Annotated in this window: 16 protein-coding genes; all 16 read left to right on the plus strand. The window is 38.3% G+C overall.

The genetic code is table 11. From position 1 onward, the window contains the following. The first annotated feature begins 17 nt into the window (after window positions 1-17). On the plus strand, window positions 18-197 hold the full coding sequence (locus tag AB5627_RS02680; protein ID WP_195220739.1) for a DUF3970 family protein: 180 nt from the start codon (window positions 18-20) through the stop codon (window positions 195-197). A 91-nt stretch (window positions 198-288) separates the two neighbouring features. Further along, window positions 289-618 (plus strand): hypothetical protein, encoded by a 330-nt coding sequence (locus AB5627_RS02685; protein WP_286962139.1) that lies wholly within the window; start codon window positions 289-291, stop codon window positions 616-618. Further along, window positions 602-1,147 (plus strand): hypothetical protein, encoded by a 546-nt coding sequence (locus AB5627_RS02690; protein ID WP_287215381.1) that lies wholly within the window; start codon window positions 602-604, stop codon window positions 1,145-1,147. Before AB5627_RS02685 ends, AB5627_RS02690 begins: the two co-directional genes overlap by 17 nt. Next, window positions 1,144-1,347 carry a hypothetical protein gene (locus AB5627_RS02695; RefSeq protein ID WP_118157211.1) on the plus strand — a complete coding sequence of 68 codons (204 nt, stop codon included), beginning with the start codon at window positions 1,144-1,146 and terminating at the stop codon, window positions 1,345-1,347. The genes AB5627_RS02690 and AB5627_RS02695 overlap by 4 nt, the downstream gene beginning before the upstream one ends. A gap of 15 nt (window positions 1,348-1,362) precedes the next feature. Continuing rightward, window positions 1,363-2,064, plus strand: a complete 702-nt coding sequence (locus tag AB5627_RS02700; RefSeq protein ID WP_195550920.1) for a septation protein SpoVG family protein — start codon at window positions 1,363-1,365, stop codon at window positions 2,062-2,064. A 103-nt stretch (window positions 2,065-2,167) separates the two neighbouring features. Then, on the plus strand, window positions 2,168-11,011 hold the full coding sequence (locus AB5627_RS02705) for an SNF2-related protein (RefSeq protein WP_265290551.1): 8,844 nt from the start codon (window positions 2,168-2,170) through the stop codon (window positions 11,009-11,011). A 55-nt stretch (window positions 11,012-11,066) separates the two neighbouring features. Further along, on the plus strand, window positions 11,067-11,588 hold the full coding sequence (locus tag AB5627_RS02710) for a hypothetical protein (protein ID WP_256321584.1): 522 nt from the start codon (window positions 11,067-11,069) through the stop codon (window positions 11,586-11,588). Next, the gene (locus AB5627_RS02715; RefSeq protein ID WP_256321585.1) at window positions 11,572-12,645 is read left to right on the plus strand and encodes a DUF3991 and TOPRIM domain-containing protein; all 1,074 of its coding nucleotides are present in this window, start codon (window positions 11,572-11,574) and stop codon (window positions 12,643-12,645) included. The genes AB5627_RS02710 and AB5627_RS02715 overlap by 17 nt, the downstream gene beginning before the upstream one ends. Before the next feature lie 25 nt (window positions 12,646-12,670). Continuing rightward, the gene (locus AB5627_RS02720) at window positions 12,671-13,063 is read left to right on the plus strand and encodes a hypothetical protein (protein WP_022288328.1); all 393 of its coding nucleotides are present in this window, start codon (window positions 12,671-12,673) and stop codon (window positions 13,061-13,063) included. A gap of 177 nt (window positions 13,064-13,240) precedes the next feature. Continuing rightward, window positions 13,241-15,850 carry a hypothetical protein gene (locus AB5627_RS02725; protein ID WP_256321586.1) on the plus strand — a complete coding sequence of 870 codons (2,610 nt, stop codon included), beginning with the start codon at window positions 13,241-13,243 and terminating at the stop codon, window positions 15,848-15,850. A gap of 52 nt (window positions 15,851-15,902) precedes the next feature. Further along, window positions 15,903-16,268, plus strand: a complete 366-nt coding sequence (locus AB5627_RS02730; protein WP_195220733.1) for a hypothetical protein — start codon at window positions 15,903-15,905, stop codon at window positions 16,266-16,268. Further along, entirely contained in the window at window positions 16,237-18,975 is a 2,739-nt protein-coding gene (locus AB5627_RS02735; RefSeq protein ID WP_256321587.1) for a VirB4 family type IV secretion system protein, read from the plus strand. The genes AB5627_RS02730 and AB5627_RS02735 overlap by 32 nt, the downstream gene beginning before the upstream one ends. Before the next feature lie 7 nt (window positions 18,976-18,982). Then, window positions 18,983-20,221 carry an Ig-like domain-containing protein gene (locus AB5627_RS02740; protein ID WP_195550914.1) on the plus strand — a complete coding sequence of 413 codons (1,239 nt, stop codon included), beginning with the start codon at window positions 18,983-18,985 and terminating at the stop codon, window positions 20,219-20,221. Between the two features lie 12 nt (window positions 20,222-20,233). Beyond that, window positions 20,234-20,887 (plus strand): hypothetical protein, encoded by a 654-nt coding sequence (locus AB5627_RS02745; protein ID WP_022288323.1) that lies wholly within the window; start codon window positions 20,234-20,236, stop codon window positions 20,885-20,887. A gap of 16 nt (window positions 20,888-20,903) precedes the next feature. Then, entirely contained in the window at window positions 20,904-21,272 is a 369-nt protein-coding gene (locus AB5627_RS02750) for a hypothetical protein (RefSeq protein WP_022288322.1), read from the plus strand. Window positions 21,273-21,692: 420 nt separating this feature from the next. Further along, on the plus strand, window positions 21,693-22,166 hold the full coding sequence (locus AB5627_RS02755) for a hypothetical protein (protein WP_022288321.1): 474 nt from the start codon (window positions 21,693-21,695) through the stop codon (window positions 22,164-22,166). Window positions 22,167-22,196: the final 30 nt, after the last annotated feature.

A 22,196-nucleotide genomic window follows, 5' to 3' on the forward strand; every position in this document is an offset into this window, starting at 1 on the left:
AATAGAAGCTGATAAGAATGGTAAAAGTACGCATAGAGGGCTTGCCAGAAGAAGTTGAAACGTTCACAGAGCTATTAGAAAAAGACGAAAAATACGAATTTCTTCAGAAAAGTGAAAACTATTCGAACAGAAATTCGGTTTATGTTAGAAAATATGTGGAGATAAGGTTAAAAGAACAGAGTAACCTAGATACATAAGTGTGTCACAGTGACACACAACTTAAAATTGTAAACCCGAGCGTGTGAAGAAATTCATACGCTTTTTTTTATACCAGAAAGGAGAAACAACATGAATATTGAAACGCCAAAGAAAACTAAGTTTGATATCTTGGAAGAAATCATGATAAGCTTTCAAGATGATTATGAAACAGATTATGCTCAAACCCATTGGGTGAAAACCTACAAAGAGCGGAAAGAGAGATTAATTCAGCTTCAAGAGGAAGAATATGAACTGCAAGCGAATGTAATTGATGACGCTCACGCTCTGGGCTTTGTTGAAGGAGTAAGATATGCTCTCAACATCATGGATATGACAGATGCAGGAAAAAATAAAGAGCTTTTGGAACGGCTCTTAAATATTCTTGAAAGAGAGGTCGATGTGAATGGCAAAAAAGGATAAAGAAAAAATGCTGTTTGCAGGAATACGAAAAGGAATTATAGATAAAAACAGAATTTGCAAAGAGGTTGAGATTTATACGGACGGATATAAGCTCTATCTGAAATATGAGCGTAATCCAGATACTTGTGCAGTGTGCGGAGAGCATACACATAGCAGAATACTATGTAACGGCAAACCAGTGTGCAGGCAGTGTATGATGAAAATGAAAGAATGGTCTGAAAACTACCAAACGCAAAAAATACATCTGTTAGACACAGGCTATGCGTCAGCAGTTTCATTGAGTGGTAATCGTTACTTGGTGTTTATTCCGCAGGATTTAACGGATACCATGTTTAAATCCTATGATAAAAACAAGACACTTGTAGGAGAATTATTTGATGATGAATTCTTGGTTATCAATGACAGAGATGAACAGGATCATAATTGCTATTTCTGTGGCAAGGTTAATGCACCATTTGAAATAGAAAATAAGCATATATGTTATAACTGTGCTAAAGAAATTGCTATAAAGGGGGAGTGTAAAGTGTGATTGAAATAGAACGAAAAATAAGTCAGTTTACTAGCTGTGGAAACCTTGACATCAAGTGCTGCGAAAATTGTGTAAACTATGTTTCAGGTTTATGTATACTGAATAATGTCGCAGTGGTGGACGAATATTCTGACTTTGATTGTGATGAGTGGCAGTTGGAGCAGGAGGAAAACTATCAAAAAAGAGGAAGAAGACTATAGGAGGTCTGTATTACAATGAAAATTTCAGTGAGAACAACGCATTATACTAACGATAATAGCCCTCAGTTGAGAGGTTATGCTACAGTAAAGTTTGATGACAGTTATGTGCTTGAGTCGGTGAAGATAATGGAAAGGCAAGACAGTAATGAGATTTTTATTGCATTGCCGTCACTGATGGTTCGTACAAAGGACCAGAACGGAAATTATGTTATCAATGATAAGGGTGAATATGTTAAGGAGTTTAAGGAAGTTTTTCACCCTATCACCGCAGAGAGCCGAAAGGTGCTAAATTCGGCTATAATGGACTCATTCAGTAAAAATGATGGCAAGTATACAACAGTGGAGTTCGGTAATGACAGGTTTCAGCCCACTTTGGCAAGAATATTTGAAAGTTCCGTTAAAGATATAGAGGGTGTTGGCTCTGTGATTTTTTCTGACAGTTTTGTGCTTGAAAATGTTCAGGTCAGAAATGGCAAAAGCGGTGAATATTTTGACTCGCCCAAACGTAAGGTCAGAAATGAGAAAAAAACGTCAGGCTATGAGTATGTGGAGTTCTTTCACCCAGTAAAGGCGGAAACCTACAATGAACTTCGTGACAGTGTTGTGAATGGTCTGAATTATACGAGAAATATGAAAAGAATGAACTCATACGATAACAGCAGAGGACAAGACGAAGTGCTTGACATGACAGGTGAAAGCAGAGGTCTAGGAAGATAATATAAAAAAAGCCGTTACAAAGCTATACGGCTCTTTTTTTTGCGCAACAACCCATATAAATGCTACTCTTTTAAGAGAATTGTTTGCGGAGGATTATAAAAAGATGAAAAAATTTAATTTGCAGGAATGGCTCGAATTTCATAAGTTTGCGTCTAATCTATATGCCTATCCATATGATGAACAGCTTCAGATTTACAATATTAACAGAAATGCTACGGCTGTAGCTCCATTTGAGGTATGGAGCAATATTGGACTTCGTATCAATGGTGGTACAAGGTCAATGACCATTTATGACAAAAACGGCATAAAGAAACATTTGTTTGATGTATCTCAAACTAACGGAAAAGATATCAAGCCGTGGAAATACAACGTATCATATAATGAGTATATCTTTGATATGTTGGATAAGATGTACGAAAAGAATGGTAGTGAAACAAGAGCAGATCGTGGTGAGAAAACCTTTCATAATAACATTTATGATTATGTTTTCGAGTCGGTGTATTCACACCCAAAGTCACCAACAGGACAGCTTTCAACGGAATTATGTGAGCTGATCGCAGAAACAGTTACATATACAGTATGCGAAAGATTAAACGTCATTGAAGAACAGTACAAGTACGATTTTTCAAACTTCCCTGTAATCAATGAAAATGCTCAGGAGCTTGTAGGTACTGTTGCGGCAGTCTATGTCAATGTCTTTTGCCGAACTGCAAAACAGCTTGTAAAAACTGTGTCACTGGAAGAAGCTCAGGGCAGACAGGCTATGCGTAAGCCAATTGTCAATGATGATATTTCAGAGTTTGAGCAGAAAGTCACAGTTGAAGAAACAACAGTGACAGATAATGCTGATATCGAAACGGAAAATGATATATCTGAAAAAGAAGATGATAGATATGTTGTTGAGCCTGATGATACGGTTGAGCCTGAGCCTGACTACAATGAATTTGTAGAAGTTCCTGAAAAAGCTGAACGTCTGACGCTTACCGCTGAGCAACAGGAAACAGTGCTTAAACAGATTTTTCAGGCGGATTATAAAAAAGTTAATAAGCAGGCAGTTATCAAGTTCTATAACATCAACAAGTCAGCTAAGGTGCTTATGCGGTATACCTATGCTGTATATAAAGGTTCACACCCTATCGAGCTTGCTGAAATGCCTGATGTAGTCAAATGGTCTGCGACTTCCAAGGGCGTTGTCTTTGCTGACGCTAATGGAGCGGAACTATACTGTGTAAACTGGCGTACTGCCTGCGGCTATGTTAAGCAGCTCATCAGGGATAACGAGTATGCCATAAGCAACACCATAGAGGCAACATCTGAAAAAGAAGAAAAAGAAACGGAAAAATACCGTGGTAATATTATTTCCGCAAGCACGATGAAACAGCAAAGACTGTATTCAAAGTTTGTCGAGCTGTTTCCTGATTTTCTGACGGACTATAAATATCTCAAGCTTGAAAGCGACTTAGGCTTTATGACTTTGTCCTTGGACAAAATCGGTAGCAATTCTGTAGCAATGGCACATTACTATGAGCAGAATGGCGATTTAATGGTTGACCCTGAAATAGTGTTTGATATTGATAGTAAAAATAAAACACTTACTGCAATTTCATATCAACAGGACGGCATGAGCATATATAAAACGTATGAACCAGACAGTGACGAACAGGATAATTGCAATTCTTTTGTAGATACTTGGTTCAATAATATTTCAACTCAGGCGTATAGACCTGTCAAAGCCATAAACATACATGGAAAAGAGATAACATTTGCGAATGTTTTGTCCATGGACAAAAATGAGAATGAGGACAATATTAAACCCATAAGCACCACGCTTATCGTTAATATTTATGGAGGTCCGGGGGCAGGAAAATCAACAACTGCATTACAACTTGTTGCCGAATTAAAGAAACTGGGGTATCACGCTGATTATGTTTCCGAAGTTGCAAAAGAGCTTGTATATGCTAAGGATTTTGAACACCTTGATGGAACTTTAAAAAATCAAAGCAAAATACTTTCAGAACAAAAAAGGCGTCTGGATATAATGCTTGACAATGTAGATGTGGTAGTCACCGATTCGCCTCTTTTGCTTAACACAGTCTATCTAAAAGAAAATGCACCTGAGTATATAGAGAGCGTTTTTTCTCAATATGAGAATTATAACAACTATAATGTTGTTGTTGAGCGTGACTTGTCTGTCGAATTTGAGCAAGAGGGCAGAATTCATAATCTTGAAGAAAGCATAAAAAAAGACGGTGAGATAAATACACTGCTTGACTCTCACGATATAGATTATCAGCGTTTTGACAGAAACAATATTGCAGGTATACTTGACGGAATCATTTCGAAAATAAATGATATTAAGATTAATGAAAGTATTATCGCTGACAATACAGAAGATGAGGACAATACGATCGTTATTTCCGAAAATGGTGTATCGAGAGAGTATATCATTGAGCAAAAACGAGATAACATTGTTAATGTTGTTGACAAAGAGAGCGGTGAGTACGCAGTTGAAGTTGACCTAGAAAATAGGGTAGCGGTCAAGTTTATTTCCTCTTTTTCAGATAATCAAAAAAATCAGTTCTTTGAATATTTCAAAGACTATGACGCTGTATATAACAAAGAAAGCTTTATACAGTCAACGGCAAAAGCACTTCTTCTCGGAGCTGAAACGGATGATGATTATGTCATTATAAAGCATATTGAAATGATTGATAATGACCCTGATAACATCAAGGTTGTTGATGATAACGGCTCTGAAAAATCATTTGCAGAACAGGTCGATGATGTATTTGCAGGAAATGCAAACCGATACAATGACTTGAAGGTATGTGATACACCTCAGATATTGCTTGACGTTGGCTGTGAGCAACTTCCAATGCTTTATACGCAAAAACATTTGAAAAAAGTTGTTCAACCAAAAGATTTGGAAAAGCATACACATGGCTTAACTACAGAACAAATAAAAAAGCTACCTGAATGGCTTGCAGATCCAGTAATGATATATGACTCATTATCAAGACAGGATAGTTTAGTAGTTGTAACATCAGAAATTGATATTGATAATGATCCTATAATCGTAAGTGTCCGTCCAAGTGGTAATGGAAATTATAATCTTAGAAGAGTAAACTCAAATTTTATAACAAGTGTATATGGAAGAGAAAACTTTGACAGACATTTGGAACTAGAGTTACAAGCAGATAATATCTTGTATATAAACAAACAAAAAAGCCAAGAACTGTTCAGTGTGCTGCGACTACAATTCTCGCAGGGCTTAAACGCTCTTGACTCTAATGTTATTATACACCAAAGTCGCAATATTGTCAAGGGTATGCAGCAGGAAAATAATGCAGAACAACTCTCTTTCTTTGAAAATTCGACATTGGAAGATACGGAAGTTGAGATACCTTTTGCAGTTGGTGATGAAATAGATTATGGCGAACGCCATTACACGATTTCAAAAATCGACAAAGAGAAAAATACAGTTACGCTCCTTGACTATAATACAGGTTGGTATCCTATTTCTCATGATGAGGACCTGTCAATGGTCATTGCCGAGTTTGAAGCGGTGAGGGAAAAGGAGATAGTTGAGTCTGAAGCATTGGCAACTAAGCCTAACAACTTTGTTAAAATAGATGATGAAGGCTCAGTCAATAGCGGCTCTTTATCTGAAAATTTTGTTATCACTGACGAACAGCTAGGCGTTGGAGGTCCAAAGCAGAAATTCAATAGAAACGTGACAGCTATTCAGCTTCTAAAAAAGATTGAAGAAGAAAATCGCAACATAACCAAAGATGAACAGCAAGTGCTGTCGGAGTATGTTGGTTGGGGCGGTATCACTGAAGCGTTTGATAAAAATAATAGCTTGTGGTCGCAGGAGTATGAACAACTGAAAAATCTTCTGACGGAAGAAGAATATCAAAATGCCATAGGTTCGGTGCTTAATGCCCACTATACACAGCCTGTTGTTATCAACGCAATGTATACAGCGTTGTCAGAGCTTGGCTTTAGTGGCGGTAAAATACTTGAGCCAGCCGCAGGCGTTGGAAACTTTATCGGCTGTGCGCCTGAGAATATTGCAGATAGGTCATTCTTTACTGCGGTGGAGATAGACAGCATATCAGGCAGGATTGCAAAACAGCTCTACCCTGAGTCAGAAGTTCAGGTGTGTGGCTATGAAAACGCAAAGCTCAGAGCAGGCACGTTCGATGTGGCAGTCGGCAATGTTCCTTTCGGTGATTACAGTGTTGTTGATAAGAAGTATAATCGTGACCATGCTATGATACACGATTATTTCTTCCTAAAAACGCTTGAAATGGTCCGTCCAAATGGTGTGATAGCTTTTATCACGTCAAAAGGAACAATGGATAAGCAGAGTAGTAAAATCAGAAAGCAAATAGACGAAAAAGCTGAGTTTATCGGTGCTATAAGGTTGCCGAATACGGCTTTTAAAGCTAATGCAGGCACAACAGTTGTCAGTGATATAATCTTTCTGAAGAAGAGGTCATTTCCACAGACAAAACTCAGTGAATGGGTCGATACCGCATATAATGAAGATGGTCAGCGTATAAATCAGTATTTTATCAATCACCCTGAAATGATATGTGGAGAGCTAAAAATAAAGTCAGGTCCATATGGTCCTGAAATGACAGTTGACCCTTTTTCAGATAAAAGTCTGAAAGACGCATTGTCAGAGTGTGTTGAAAATCTAGTGAATAATACAGATGTGCGCTATACACAATTATCTCTCAGACCAGTAGCCGCTGAAGCAGACGATACGCAGAAACAGGAAGAAGCATTGCCTGCACCTGAAAACATTCCTGACGGCTTTTACGTTTCAATTAATGATAATATCTATAAAAGAAACGGAAGCGTTCTTGTAGAAGCAAAAAGGAAAAGCGGCAAGGCGTTTACAGAAAGAGAAAAGGGAATGCTCACTCTTGCGATAGACCTTGCCAAAGATTTGAGGTATGCTGTAAACATTCAAAATACAGATATATCGGACGAGGACTACGAGAAAATCAGAATAAGTCTTGAAAGCAAGTATAATTATTTCTCCGTAAAATACGGCAAGATAACAGACCCGAACAATAAACTGGTTTACAACACTCTCAGATATGTGAGGGACGATAATCTCGATTTTCTCAAGAGCATTGAAACACCAAAGTTTGAAAAGTCAGATATTTTATTGAAAAGAACAATACGTCCGTCAATAAAAATAACTCACTGTGATACAGTTGAGGACGGCTTTCAGGCTACTCTTGCGGAATATGGATATATTGACCTTAATCATATATCAAAAATCACAGGATATAAGGTAGACGAGTGCATTAACAGACTTAACGGCATACTTATGTATCGTGACCCTGACGAATTGTTTTCTGCTGACATTCAGCCTACTGATGGTTGGTTGACGGCAGACGAATACTTGTCGGGAAATGTGGTCGAAAAGCTAAGAAAAGCAAAACTTCTATCATCAAGGTTTCCTGAGCTGAAAGTAAACGTTGAAGCACTTGAAAAGGTACAGCCTGAAAAAATCAAAGCAGTTGATATACTAGCTCAGATAGGCTCATCATGGATACCTGAAAAATATATAGAGCAATTTGTAGAAGAGGTTTTCGGCATTGGTACAGTTGTTGAACACAACACTGCAACAGCAAATTGGAAACTGTCAAATAAGGTCAATGGCAATTATCACTCGTCCACAAGCACGGAGTATGGAACAGCGGATATAAATGCTATGTACATACTTGAAAACTCTCTTAATCTGAGAGATAGCACAGTATGGCGTGATAAGCGTGATGAGCTGGGTCACTTGGTCTATGATGATAAGGGAAATAAGGTCAGAGAAAAAGACGTAGAAAAAACCATAGCTGCTAATCACAAGGCTGAGAAAATCAAGGAAACATTCAAAGAATGGGTATGGACAGACGCATATAGAACGCAGGACCTAGAAAACATCTACAACTCAAAGTATAACACAGAACGTGCAAGAACGTATGACGGCTCACATCTGTTTTTTGCAGGAATGACAAGTTCAATAGAGCTTGCGGATCATCAGAAAAATGCAGTTGCACGAGTTTTGTATGGTGGAAACACATTGCTTGCTCACGTTGTCGGTGCAGGAAAAACATTTGAAATGACAGCCGCTGCCATGGAAATGAGGAGAATAGGTGCTGCAAATAAACCGCTGTTTATTGTTCCTAATCATCTGATAGGACAGTGGGGAAAAGAGTTCTTGACGCTTTATCCTGACGCAAATATTCTTCTTGCAACATCAGAGGATTTTGAGAAAAGCAGGAGAAAAGCGTTTGTTAATCGAATAGCAACAGGAGATTATGACGCAGTAATAATGGGCTATTCAACTTTTGCAAAGATATCAATTTCGCCTGAAAAGCGAAAAGAATACTATCAACAGCAGATAGATGAGCTTATAGACATTATCCAGAGTTCTGATGATGACGATAATCTGTCTGTTAAGGACGCTCAGAAAAAGAAGAAGCAGTTAGAAACAAGACTTAAAAATCTTGAATATGATACTGAGCAGGACGATAATATCTATTTTGAAAACCTTGGCGTTGACGCACTTTTTGTTGATGAAGCACATAATTTCAAAAATCTTTCCATAAACACAAAGCTGTCAAGGATTGCAGGCATACAAACGACTGAGTCCAAACGAAGTGAGGACTTGCTCTTGAAAATTCAGTACATTAAGGAAAAGCAGAATGGATTGGATCGTGGCATTGTATTTGCAACTGGTACGCCTATCTCAAACTCACTTACTGAAATGTATGTCATGAAAAAATATCTCGAGCCTGATTATCTCAGAGAAAAAGGTCTACAGCATTTCGATTCATGGGTTGCCGATTTTGCAGAAGTGACAACAAATATAGAGTTATCTCCTACAGGTAACTCGTGGAGAGCCAAAAAACGTTGCTCAACGTTTAAAAATTTGCCTGAATTGATGAGTATCTATCGCAGAGTGGCAGATATCCAAACAGCAGAAACATTGAAGTTACCAGTGCCAAAGCTGAAAAACGGCAAGTATACGATATGCCTGACTAAGCCGTCAGAGGAACAGAAACTATTTATCTTTGATTGTGGCGAAAGAGCAGAGGAAGTTCATCAAAAAAGAGTTGACCCTAGCAAGGATAATATGCTGAAAATAACCAATGACGGAAAGATGTGTGCGTTAGATATGCGACTTGTTGACCCAACTGTAGAAGATAATCCTGACAGCAAGGTTAATATGGCGGTAAATAACATCTTCAACAAATGGGAAGAAACAAAAGATGATAGCCTGACACAGGTAGTTTTCCTTGACCGCTCTACGCCGTCAAAGGGTTTTAACCTATATGATGATATCAAGGAAAAGCTAATAGCTCTTGGTATTCCTGAAGAAGAGATAAAATTCATTCATGACGCAAAAAATGATAAGGAAAAGGTAAAGCTCTTTGAAGATGTGAATGAGGGCAGAGTGCGTATACTTATCGGATCTACGGAGAAAATGGGTGCAGGCACAAACATTCAGAAAAAACTATGCGCACTTCATCACATAGATGTTCCATGGCGTCCGTCTGATATCGAACAGCGTGAGGGACGTATACTCCGTCAGGGAAATGACTGCAAGGAGGTCGAAATTTTCCGTTATGCAACAGAGGGTACATTTGATAGCTATTCATGGCAAACAATAGAGTATAAGCAGAAGTTTATATCCCAAGTTATGACAAATAAACCGCTCGGACGTTCGATAGATGATGTTGACGAAGCGGCATTGAACTACGCTGAGATAAAATCTTTGGCAACAGGTGACCCTCGTATTAAAAGACAGCTCGAGCTTTCAACTCAGGTGGATAATCTGCGCCGTGAAAAGGCAGAGTTTGAAGCTGATAGAATGAAAGCAAGAGAAGAAATAACATTCACTATTCCTACGCAAATAAAAAGAGCAGAGAAGTTTATCGAGATATTCGATAATGCAGTAGAGTATTCAAAGCAATATCCACGTTCTGAGAATTTCTGCGTAGAAATAGTTGATAACAAGATAACAGATAGGGAAGAAGCAGGCAAGGCTGTAAAAGCATTGCGAAAAGTTGGTGGCGAAGAGCCTATTGATGTGTGTGATTACAGAGGTTTTAAAATACAAATTCAGTATTCATCACTTGGCGGATATGGCTCTTTCAAGACAATAGTTTCGCACGAAAATGCAACGCTCTTTACTTCTCTTGGCGTGTCGAACACAGATGTTTTTGATAACATTGATAATGCTATAGACGTTGATATGCCACAGTTGTTATCGAAACATAAGGAAGAGTTGAAAATAGCTCAAAAAAATATGCAGAAGTCAAAAGAGATAGCAGAGCGAGAGTTTCCAAAGTTAAAGGAGTATCAGGAAAAGAGAGAAGAACTCAATAAGCTCACATCGGAAATAGGCTTGAATGATAACTCAGGGGATATGGATATAGTTTTCAAACAAGACGCTGTTAATTCTGTTGTCGACAAGAGCTACATCCGAGATAATTCAGGAACGATAATTGCAAAGTTCACCTATAGTGTTCCTGAGAGTTATATAGAGAAGATTTATAACGATGATGATAACCTGAGCTTGGAATATGGTAGCCTACAGGAATACGTTAAGAGTGTTCAGGGTGATAACCGATTTTATGAAAAATCTAAAAAAGCAAGAAAAATCGTTGATGATGATATTCCTGCGGTCGATGATACGATGTTCTTAACGTTTAAACAGTGCCGTGCAATAGTTTTGGAGGAAGATAGTGAGCTTTTGACATTGCAAGGAGTTAAATCAAACGGAGAGCATATTAAGGTAGGAACATTTGACTATGATTATCAGACATATCAAACTTTAAGTTCTGTCGGAAAGCTCTATTCTGAAAAGCTTGGTATTCCATTTGGCGATGAAGATATTGCTGCTTCACGCAATAGAGGAATTTAAGATATAAGCCCTTGATTGATTGTCAGGGGCTTTTTTCTTTCGGAGGTGAAAATTATTGTATAAAATTCAGATAGGCTGTAATAGGCGACTATCAAAGATATTTTATATCGATGAAAATGCGTTTAACAGCTATTTCGGGTGCAGTTCAGCAGACGAGTTTAAAAGAACTGTAAGACAAGAGCCATATGCTTGCAAGATTTTGTCCGTGGACAAAAGTGCAGAAGCATTTTCACTTGCTTTTGCGGATAGAGTATTGAGCAGATTATATATAGCTGAGTACTTAGTGGCGGACTATGGCAGTGAGCATAAAGCGTTAGGAATTATTCGTTCAGAAATAAAAGATTGTATCGCATTTGACGGCTATATGGACGTTATTGACCTTAAGAGCATTGAAAATATTGATTATGCTATCAAGCTCTATACAGACTACATCAATAAAATAATGAATTTAGTAGAAGGTGACGCTGAGAAGTATAAGCGACGCAAAGCTTTAAAGTCAATAATTGAGTTGGCAAGGCATAGAAATGTCAATTTATACTCTGAAAAGGGGGATAAAATCAATGGCAATACGCCGTGAATATATAGGTTCGGGCAAGAAATTCATACGTTATTCTCCTGAAGAAATGGCAGACGCACGGCAAACGGATATGCTTGACTTCTTATCCCGAAAAGAGGGTTTTACCTTTATAAGAGTAGGCTCTGTATATCAATGTAATGAGCATGACAGCTTGATTATTCAAGGTGACAGACAACGTTGGTATTGGAATTCGCAAAAACTTAAGGGGCTTAATTGCATCGACTGGCTTATGAAAATAGACGGCATGGGCGTTCAAGAAGCATTTGAAACAATTATAGACTTGTCGGGAAATATTAAGACGGAGTTTGTGAAAGCTCCTGAAATAAAGAATGAGCCAAAAGAATTTCATTTGCCACCTAAAAGCGAAACGTATAGAAACGCTGCCGCTTATCTCACGAAAACACGAATGATAGACTCTCATATAGTCAGCTATTGTATTAAAAATAGTTACATATATCAGGATCAATACAAAAATGTTGTGTTTGTGGGTTTTGATGATAAGAATGAAGCAAAGTTTGCCGAGAGCAAGATAACGAATACCTTTTATAAGCGCAAGCCCAAGAATGTAAGCGGAAGTCAAAAAGAGTTCAGTTTCAATCTGACGCACTTGACACCTGAGGGCAACAAGGATACTGTTTATGTCTTTGAAGCTCCAGTTGACTTGCTAAGTCATGCAACGATGTATGTCATATCTGAAAAGAAAAGGGCTGAACGATTGGGGCAAAAACCTGATTATGATGTTTGGAAAAAGCAAAACAGGCTATCACTGTCGGGAACATCAGATGTTGCATTGCAATCATATCTGCAAAGATATCCTGAAATAAAAAACATTGTGCTTTGCTTAGATAATGACGAAGCAGGGCGAAATGGAATTGCAAAAATAAATGAGAAGTATGCTGACAGGTATAACATTACAGTTCATGTTCCTAAATTGGGCAAAGACTACAACGAAACACTGGTCAGCTATTTAACTGTAGCGGAGAAAGCTACAGAACAGAGAACAGTTGATAACAGTGAAGAAGTTGCTGTTACAAATACAACTCAGCGGTCACGCTGATACAAAAAATCAAGGAGTGATTTCTATGAAAAACAAGAAGATGAAGAAAATTGGTGCAACGCTCTCATCATCAGTTGCCGCATTGTCAATGATGTTGATGAACGCTGTATCCGCAAGTGCAGACGCTATTGATGTGAATGACAATGGCAAGGCGGCTGTAGTCCTTGCTGACCTGTCTGGTCTGCTCAAGTGGATCAATGACTTGGGTGACACTGCTAAGTATATTGGCTATGCCATATCAGTTCTTGCAGTTATAATCGCAGGTATCATGCTTATTGGCGGTGGCAATGGCGGTATGAGCAAAACAAAAGGTGTATTTATAGGAATACTTGGAGGCTTAGCAATACTCGGCTTTGGTCCTAAACTCATTCAGGATTTTCAGTCAGCAACAACGAGCGGTATGCTTTTTATCAAATAAGCGGAGCGAACGGTACATATTGTATGTACCGCTATGGGTCTTAAGCTTTGAGCCTATAGCGGTGCATACAGTGCATTAGAATCAGAAAGGACGGATAATTATGAGAGAAAGGTTATACAATGGTGATTTTTTTAACTTCGATTTTTATATCGAACGTACAGGAGGAGTCAGAGTATAATGAGAGTATCAAAAACGAAAAAATATGCGTTTTCTGTATTCATAACACTGCTTATAAGCACAATGTCATTGAGCATACTTGCATTTGCGGCTGACCCTCGTACACTTCTGCCTGAAGTGCAGGAGATAATCGTCAAGAAAACTTGGCACGGAGAAATGGTACAGAATGTTGAGTATACGTTGCTGAAATGGCTTGCATATGTTGTGGATTACATTTCAGAAGCTGTGGATCAGGTGCTGAATTTTAATCTTTACAACGTTATAAAAGACGTTTTTAACATAGATACTATTATATACCCTATAGCGTGGGCGTTGGCAGGAATGACAGTGGTGCTTATAGGAATACTTATCATCGTCAATGCAGATAAGATACACATAACAGACTATGTACGAAATATCTTGACGTCACTGTTTTTCCTTATCGCATTGCCGATACTCGTTTCATCATTTAGTGACCTTAAAACTGTGGGTGTGCAGTTTGCAAAGGATAATACAACAAAAGATACTGCAACAAATAGGACGATAGGTGAGTATATTCTCGCAAGCAATATTTACAACGTGAATAGCAGCATAAATCAAAATAAATTGGTAAAACAAAGTCAAGTATCGTCATTTGGTGTAAATCCTAACACTGTGTACTCAATGAATATTAATCTAGGTTTAGATCCTTCAAAAACGCAATATAGGACAGTTACAACAGCAGACCATTATGATGTGACTCCTACATACAGATTTGATGATTTGACCTTTGAGCATAAACTTGAACTGTTAGACCTTGTCGATGACTATGCTTTTTGGCAACAGCGTGTCGCATGGGCGCAGGCTAACGCTGGAGTACAAGACAATTCTGATACGGAAGAAGATGATGATAACGCATATAAAATAACAATAACACGAGGAGAGGGAGATAACAGACATTCAACAGATTATTACGTTATAACCTCACAAGCTCCATATTATCAAGCTTCATTTGAATGTTACTTAATTCGTGAAGCAGCGGAAAATGCTGCCCACGAACTTCAAAATCGTGGCATAAATATACAAGCTAGTCAAGTGGCTTCCATGATAATGTATTGCCAAGACTCCGATACTTTTGAGGAAGCTATAAACAGGTTGAGTAAAGGCGCATTTAGAGAGTTAGACTTCTACGGAAACACAATGAGTGCTATTCAAATACTTAACATTTCCAATATCGAAGATTTTGCGGATAATGGATTTGAACATCATAGTGGCGGTAGTTTTGAACAATTAAAAGAAGCGTCCGATTTTAGTGACGGAGATATGTCAGCACAGTTTGATAAAATGTGGCAATATGTTTCTGTCGGTCACTTAACGGAAAAAAATCACTTCTATCGTGTTAATTTTCTATGGGGGCTTTTCATGCTTGTAATAACGGCAGTGTGTCTTATCTTTGCAGGACTGAAACTTGCGTCCTTGTTGTACGACATAATGTTTGCACAGATAGTAGCACCAATAGTTGTGGCAACAGATATGGGTGGCGCAGGACGGCTAAAAAAGGTCATACTGAATTTGCTTAACTGTTTTCTATCCGTGATAATAGTTGTACTAGATTTGCGTTTATATATCCTGATACTTACCAAAATTCAGGACTCATCATTGCTATCAAACCCTATAGCTGTTATTTTCATAACAGTTGCAGGCTGTAAATTTGTAATTGACGGACCTGACCTTGTGGTACATCTTCTTGGCATTGACGCAGGCGTTAAGTCGGGCGTATCAACTATTATGGGTCTGCGTTCCGCAGGACAGATAGCTTCAGGTGCAGGACACACTCTAGGTCATATAGCAGGCAAAGGAATTTCAAAAGCGGGTGGCACAGTTGCAGGCGGTATCGGAGGAGCTATCTCAGGTGGTATTAGTGGTGCGAAAGCGTCAATGGCTAATGCTAGAAACAGTGACAATAAAGCTGAAAAAGGAATGCGTGGTGCTGTCGGTGCTGTTGGCGGAGCTGTCGCAGGCGGTGTCAGCGGTATGGTAGGCGGCTTTGGAAGTAATAATGGCGTTATGGGCGCAGCTGCTAATGGCACAGCCGTAGGCGGTAAAGCAGGAGAAGTTGCTAACAAACCTATCGGAGAAGTGGCTAAAAGTGCAGGACAAAATTTATCAGGCAAGGCAATGGGAATGGGTGAAAAACTTGGTGTAGGTACAAGTGGCAAGGACGGAAAAGACGGCACAAACGGAATAGACGGACTTAATGGTAAAGACGGCTTGCAAGGTGAAAATGGCAAACAGGGTGAGCAAGGTGAAAGTGGTGAATTTTCGTCAAACATCGATAATAGTTCATCTGAAAATGCTGTGGCGCAAGGCTCTTTTGGCTCGGACAGCATATCAGGCATGGATGGCTCACAAACAGCTAGTGCAGTTACACCACCTAGCATTAGCACTTCGGGTGGAAGCTTTGGCACGGATACAAGTGCTTCATCAGCACAAGCTGTTAATTCAGGTAGCTATAATGCTCAAACATTTGCAGATAGACAGTATCATGCAGAGAGCAATACAACAAGCTATGCAGATACAGCTATGGCAACAGAAAAAACACAGCCTACATTTGCTGAGAAAGCAATGCGTGATGAAAATAAAAGAAAATAAATTGGGGCAGGCGTAATGCTTGCCCTTTGTAACTTAGAAAGGGGCAGAGTAAATGAATGATGATATAAGGGCAGGCTTAGTGCCGAAAACCACAAAATCAAAGGTCATGTTGACAAAACATCTGACAAAGTATCGTTTTTTGGGCATAATAGCTGTTTTCTTTTCTTCAATGTTCATAGGAATGGCGTTTGGCTCGTTGAGATATGTATTTGTGGTGTTCTGTTTAGTCATATTTATGATATGTACGGCAGGCTCTCCCTCAGACCCTCGCAAGAGCTTTGGAGGAAGCTTGCTTGACTTTCTGAGGTTTTTTGCTCAGAAAAAAACATACTACGGCTCAGGAAATGTGGATTGTGCTGATTATCTGAAAAAGGAGGAGGACAAGCGTGAAGCTAAGAAAAGAAAAAAGGAAAAATAAGCGTGTAAAAATGAATGCAAAGAATTGCCTTTGTACATACTTAAATTTCAATTCATTCCGCTTGACAGAGCAGGATCTAGCAACAGTTGGCGGTGGAAGGACAAATCTTGCGGCTAACTATGTGTTCAGGTTAAAGCATAATAACATCGGAAAGTATATGTCTGTTGTGGCTATTTACGGCATTGATATCATGCACTATTCCAATGACGATAAAATATCAGCGTTTAATGCTTTCGGTAGTGCAACTCAGCTTTTGGACTTGCCTCATAAATACATTTTCAGTCACAAGAAACCTGACCTTTCAAGGCAACGTGAGTTCTTGGAATACAAAAAAACGCAAACACAGCACCCATTTACAAGGGCAATGCTCGATAAGAAGCTCCGACAAATAGATGATCTGGAGAGAACTCACCGCAGTAATCTTGCATATATGTTTGTTTATGCAAACGATATTGATACGCTTTATGCAGCGGTAGAGCAATACTGCAATGCGTTTTCTGATACATCTATGGCTCTGTGCAATTTTGACACAACAATAAGCTTTATGAGAACGCTTTTAAGCTTTTCGGACTGTGAAAATCGTGATATTGATTATCAAAATATCAATGCTTATGTTCTGCCCGACACAGTAAAATTCGGTCAGAATTATTTTAAGGTGAACAACACATATGTGACATCAGTTGTCATAAAAAGTTTTCCTGCATTGCTTGCTCCACTTGCTTTAACACGGCTTGTATCACAGAAATATAGTGACATAGTATCTATGTGGGACGTGTGTACCGCTGCTCGTGATGATGTTCAGGAACAGTTGAAGCAATCAATGGACGAGCTTAACTCTCGTTGGGCAATTAGGCTCGGCATGGCTGATAACATTGATACTCAGACAGAACTTGCAAAGATACAAGAGATATATAATTCAGTAGTGAATGGTGCTGAAAACATGGTGTATATGACACTGCGTTTTTATATCTTCAATAAAGACCTGTCAGCATTGAAAAAGCGTGTTGCAGTAGTGCAGAAAGAGTTGGCTACAAACAATGGACTACGTTCTTACGTCCCTGAAAATCAGATGTTTACCGAGTTTACAAGACTTATTGTTGAGGGCAATAATATTCAAACGCCAATGCCTATCTATGATACATACGCCAAAGAATTTCCGTTTTATTATCAGGAACACATTGATGATAATGGATTGTTTATGGGCTACACGCAGACAAACGGACTTGTCTTTCTTGACTCGTTTCTGCGTAACAGATACCGCTCGTCATATGATATGATACTTTGTGGAGTAAAGGGCGGTGGTAAGTCTGTAACGCTTAAGTTAATGGTGCAAAATCAGCTTATAATCGGCAACAAGGTTTTCGCTATTGATATTGAGGGTGAGTATAAGGACCTTGCTATGATGTATGACGGTCAGGTCATTACAATGGATAGACGTGCCTTTATAAACCCTCTGCAGATAAGGACAGTTATCGATTGGCAAAGCGAAAACAAGCTTGATGAAGAAAACGATGATGATACACAGCAACAGCTCCTCTCCAAAGAAAGTGCTATCGAAACAAATTTTATATCTGAAATATCACGAATATGCACTTTCATGTATCAATACGTTCCGACAATGACCTATGATGTTATGACAGCTTTTAGAACTGCCCTTGTAGAAACTTATCAAAAAAAGGGTATAACAAAATACACTGATGTAAACTCTCTTTCGCCAGAAAACTTTCCGATATTTTCTGACGTTGTTGATGTTATAACGTCAAAGATCTCTTCGGGAACGCTCTCAGCAGACGAGATAACTTTGTATAAAACATTGCTTATGTACGTGAAAGAATTATCTGTTTCGGGTGCATATGGAACAATGTTTGATTCGCATACAAACATTGAGATAAACAATTCAAATCTTATAGTTTTTAATGTGAAAGCATTGTCTGAAATGGACGAGAGTGTGTATAACGCACAGCTTTTCAATATACTCTCGTTGATGTGGTCTGAGGTTTGCAAGAACGTTGCTCATAACAATAACCTTGTAAATCTTCTTGACCGCCGCAGAGTTATCTGCCTTATCGATGAAGCTCATCGTTTCATCAATACCAAAAACACATTGTGTACTGATTTTATCCTTAAACTTGAGCGTCGCTCAAGAAAATATGATGCAGGACTTTGGTATGCAACACAATCAATTCTTGACTTTATGCCGTCCGACACTGGTGAGAGTGTGGATACAGTTAAGAAGATATTTCAGCTCGTGCAGTATAAATTCTTGCTCAAGCAATCATCTGATAGTATTGAAATTCTTCATAACATTTTCGGTCAGTTTACTATGTCTGAGTTATATGCAACGGACAATTTTGAAGCAGGAGAAATGTTGCTGTCACTAGGCTCAGGCAAGAACAAAATACACTGTAAGAACGCTGCTACAGAGTGTGACCTTATGTACATAGGTAACTCTCAGGACAGGGACGAGATAGTAGACAGCATATTCAATCGAATGTATCTTCTTAATTGGAGTCCTCAAAATCTAGCTGATGAAATGTATCGTTCTGAGCAAAAAACGCAAGAATTTATCGAAACGTTCACAAGGGAAGTCATTGAATATTTCGGCTTTAAACTGACAGATAGCGAGTATCTTTATTTGACAGTAAACAGGCTAGTAAAAAACCTCGCAAAGCGTTTTGGTGACAAGTACAACGTGAGAAAGTGGTGAGTACAGTATGGATAAGATTAAGCGAAACAACGCCATTTATATAGCATTTCTGAGCATTTCAATAGCTATTATGGCAGTTATTATAATCATACCTATGGTGCAATCTATGCGCTATGTGCGCCATACTGTAGACTACAACAGCATAGTTGCAATGGGTAGTTATCATATAAAAATATCAAATGCAACGTATCTTAAAGATAAAAAAGAGCTTTACTTTGCATTGTCGGCAAAAGAGGAAAGCAACTATTCAGGTAGCATAAGTTCAAAGCCTGAGATAAGCAACTACACGCTGAGATACTATGATGACAATGGCAAATATCATACAGAAGATATGCTGAAAAAGTATACTGTTTCACAGAAAAATGACCTTACAGAGATAATAACAGTATCCGATATTCCTTCGGGATATGACTACGTTTACCTCGAGTTAAAGTGTACGATCGCTGCCTATGACGAGCCTGACACAGTTGACGAATTTGGTGATGTAATAAAGGGGCAACACCATGATGAGATAGTCAAAGAACAGTATTTTATGTTTGACAAAAAGGACGTCAGAGTGATAGACAGCAAGGACGATAATCAGGACGATATGAGCATTGTTATTGAAGAACAGACAGATAGTACATCTGAAAAAATTACAACTACAGAAGCCAAAAAGGATATTAAATCAGATTTGAAAAATGATAAAAAAGAGGATAAGCGCAGTGAAAGTTCATCAACCACAGATAGTATATCAGAGAGCAAGTCTGACAAAAAGAAAACTGAAAAGGTCACAACATCTACAGTGACATCGACTAAAAAAGTTGACGTAAATCCACAAGATAATCACGATTGGCAGGATACACAAGCACAGCCAAGTGGCGGTAACGATAACTATCATAATGACAATACATATACTGAAACACAGCCATACTATCATGATGAGCCTGCACAGACAGAGCCACCATATCAACCGCCTGCAACAACTACAACAGCGGTCATAAAAGCACGTTCTTTAAAGATAGAAACAATCTATGAGTACAATGATGTTAAGATAAACGTAGGTTCAACGGCACAGCTTAAAGCAGTTGTAGGTCCGTCAAATGCTGTGAATAAATCAGTGATTTGGCAAAGTAACAGACCTGATATTGCGGAGGTAGACAGCAACGGAAATGTGCATGGAATAAGCAGTGGAAAGGCTATAATAACTGTCCGTGTTGCAGACAACAGTGCCATAACAGCAAGCTGTATGGTGACAGTAAATTAAAGGAGAAATACAATGAATGACGAATATATTTATCAGTATCCTGCGCCTGAGTACATGGAAAGATTCAAAGAAATGGTAGCGCAAAGAACAACAAATACCAATGGCGCACGAAAGAAAGTTATCGTGTGCTTTGGCATTAGCATGGCTTTTTTAGTCCTTTACTGTCTGCCGTTTCTGAATTTTATCGACACATATTTATTACTTGTTGCAGTGATTTTTTTATGCGCAACAGTGATACTTCTTAAAGGGATAACAAAGAAAATAGGCACTCATAATCTCATGATACAAGCTACAGAGAATGACATGGTGCTGACGTATTATTCTGTCGGGGCAACGCCTAAAAAGGTATTGACCGTGCGTTATGAAGATATAATCGAGTGTCAGTTTTTCGATAAATCTTATACAAAAATACAGATAACTTTTAAGAAAAATAAGCACTCATATCTTAAATCTTATAGTCAGACAGGAGAAGAAGTGAGCAATCTAGTTGACACTATGGTTTCATTTGAACTCAATCCATATTCCTATGAACAAGGCTTTTTTATGTACATAGTACCTGATTATTTCAATATAAAAAAATATGCTCTGACAGATAAAATTCTTAAAAAATATGGCAACATAAATGAATATTTCACTCGCTTGTCTGAGAGTGAAGAAGTTGAATAAGGTGGTGTAAAAAATTATGCCAGATATTCGTTTGTCTAGTGATTTGATGAGTAAAGTCGATAAAATTGCGGCTGAAAAAGAAATGTCACGAAACAAATTAGTCAACAAAATAATTGAAAAATACGTTGAAGCAAGTGACAGCTTTGTATCTGATATTCTTCCTGATGTTGTCCGCAGTATTGTCAAAGATGAGATAAAGAAACTTGACGATACTTCAACAGAAGTAATAAAGGATATGTATGTAACTATCATAAAGCTTAGAAAAATAACTGAAACACTAGAAACTTTCATGCTTCCAGAATACAATGAAGTGGACTATGATACGTTAAAAACTAACGAACTTTTGACTCTTATTGAGCTGTCTGAAAAGCAAAAAAAGCGTTGATTTTTGAACAAAAATCTTCATGCTTTTTTAGATAACAAATATTGCAAGGAGATTTTAGGGGGAAAACGCTATTTAAGTTATTTAACTTTGCTGATTTTAAGCTGAAATTTCTTATTTAAGTTAAATAGTCTATCCTATAATGTGGAAATTTTCAAGTGAAAAAGTTATTTAAGTTATTTAATTTGTCAGAAAAAGGAGTATTTAAGTTATTTAACATTGCTTAAAAAGAGGTATTTAAGTTATTTAACTTTCTGAATAAGTAGCCCCATTTTAAGTTCACCTAAAGCTCGGTACTACCGAGCTTTCACACAGGGAGTGTACCCACTTCCTTTATGCTCTTTGAGGTTATTCGTTCATGTTCTGAGCAAAATTCATTCATTCAAGTTCCCCTGAAAATCAATAGTTGGAGGTGCAAATTCAATGCCAAAAAAATTAAAAACATTCTCGTTTTCTGATACCGCTGAGAGAAATCTCAGCCTGCTTATGAGTGACCTTGAAATACATTCAGCGAGTGAATGTATAAGATACCTGATAGACGCAGAGTGCGTTCGTCGTGGGCTTATAAAAAAGGACGCAATGTCTGAAAACTTTGGTGCAGGAAAAGGTGACAGGTCAAATGCAAACTCAGTAAAAGACAAAGACGATCTATTGAGAGAAATACAAATGGTCAGCATTCAAATGGCAAAGTACAATAATCGTATTGAGGATATATATAAGATGTGTTATGAGGTCCGTGACGGAGTTAATTCTCAATGCAATTTCATGGACGCTCCTTTCACGTCTGCGGATACTATGGTTGAGGGCGCAGCGGTGAGCAAAGCAGTGCAAGGCTCATGCGAAACTTACGAAGCAAGAATGCGACGTTTGTCCGTGGACAAAGCAAACCGCCGCTAACGGCGGCGTATCTAAAAAAGAAGAAAAAGG

Origin of the sequence: Ruminococcus sp. RTP21198st1_G1_RTP21198_201120 (assembly GCF_040924265.1) — a bacterium.
Lineage (GTDB): Bacteria > Bacillota > Clostridia > Oscillospirales > Ruminococcaceae > Hominimerdicola > Hominimerdicola aceti.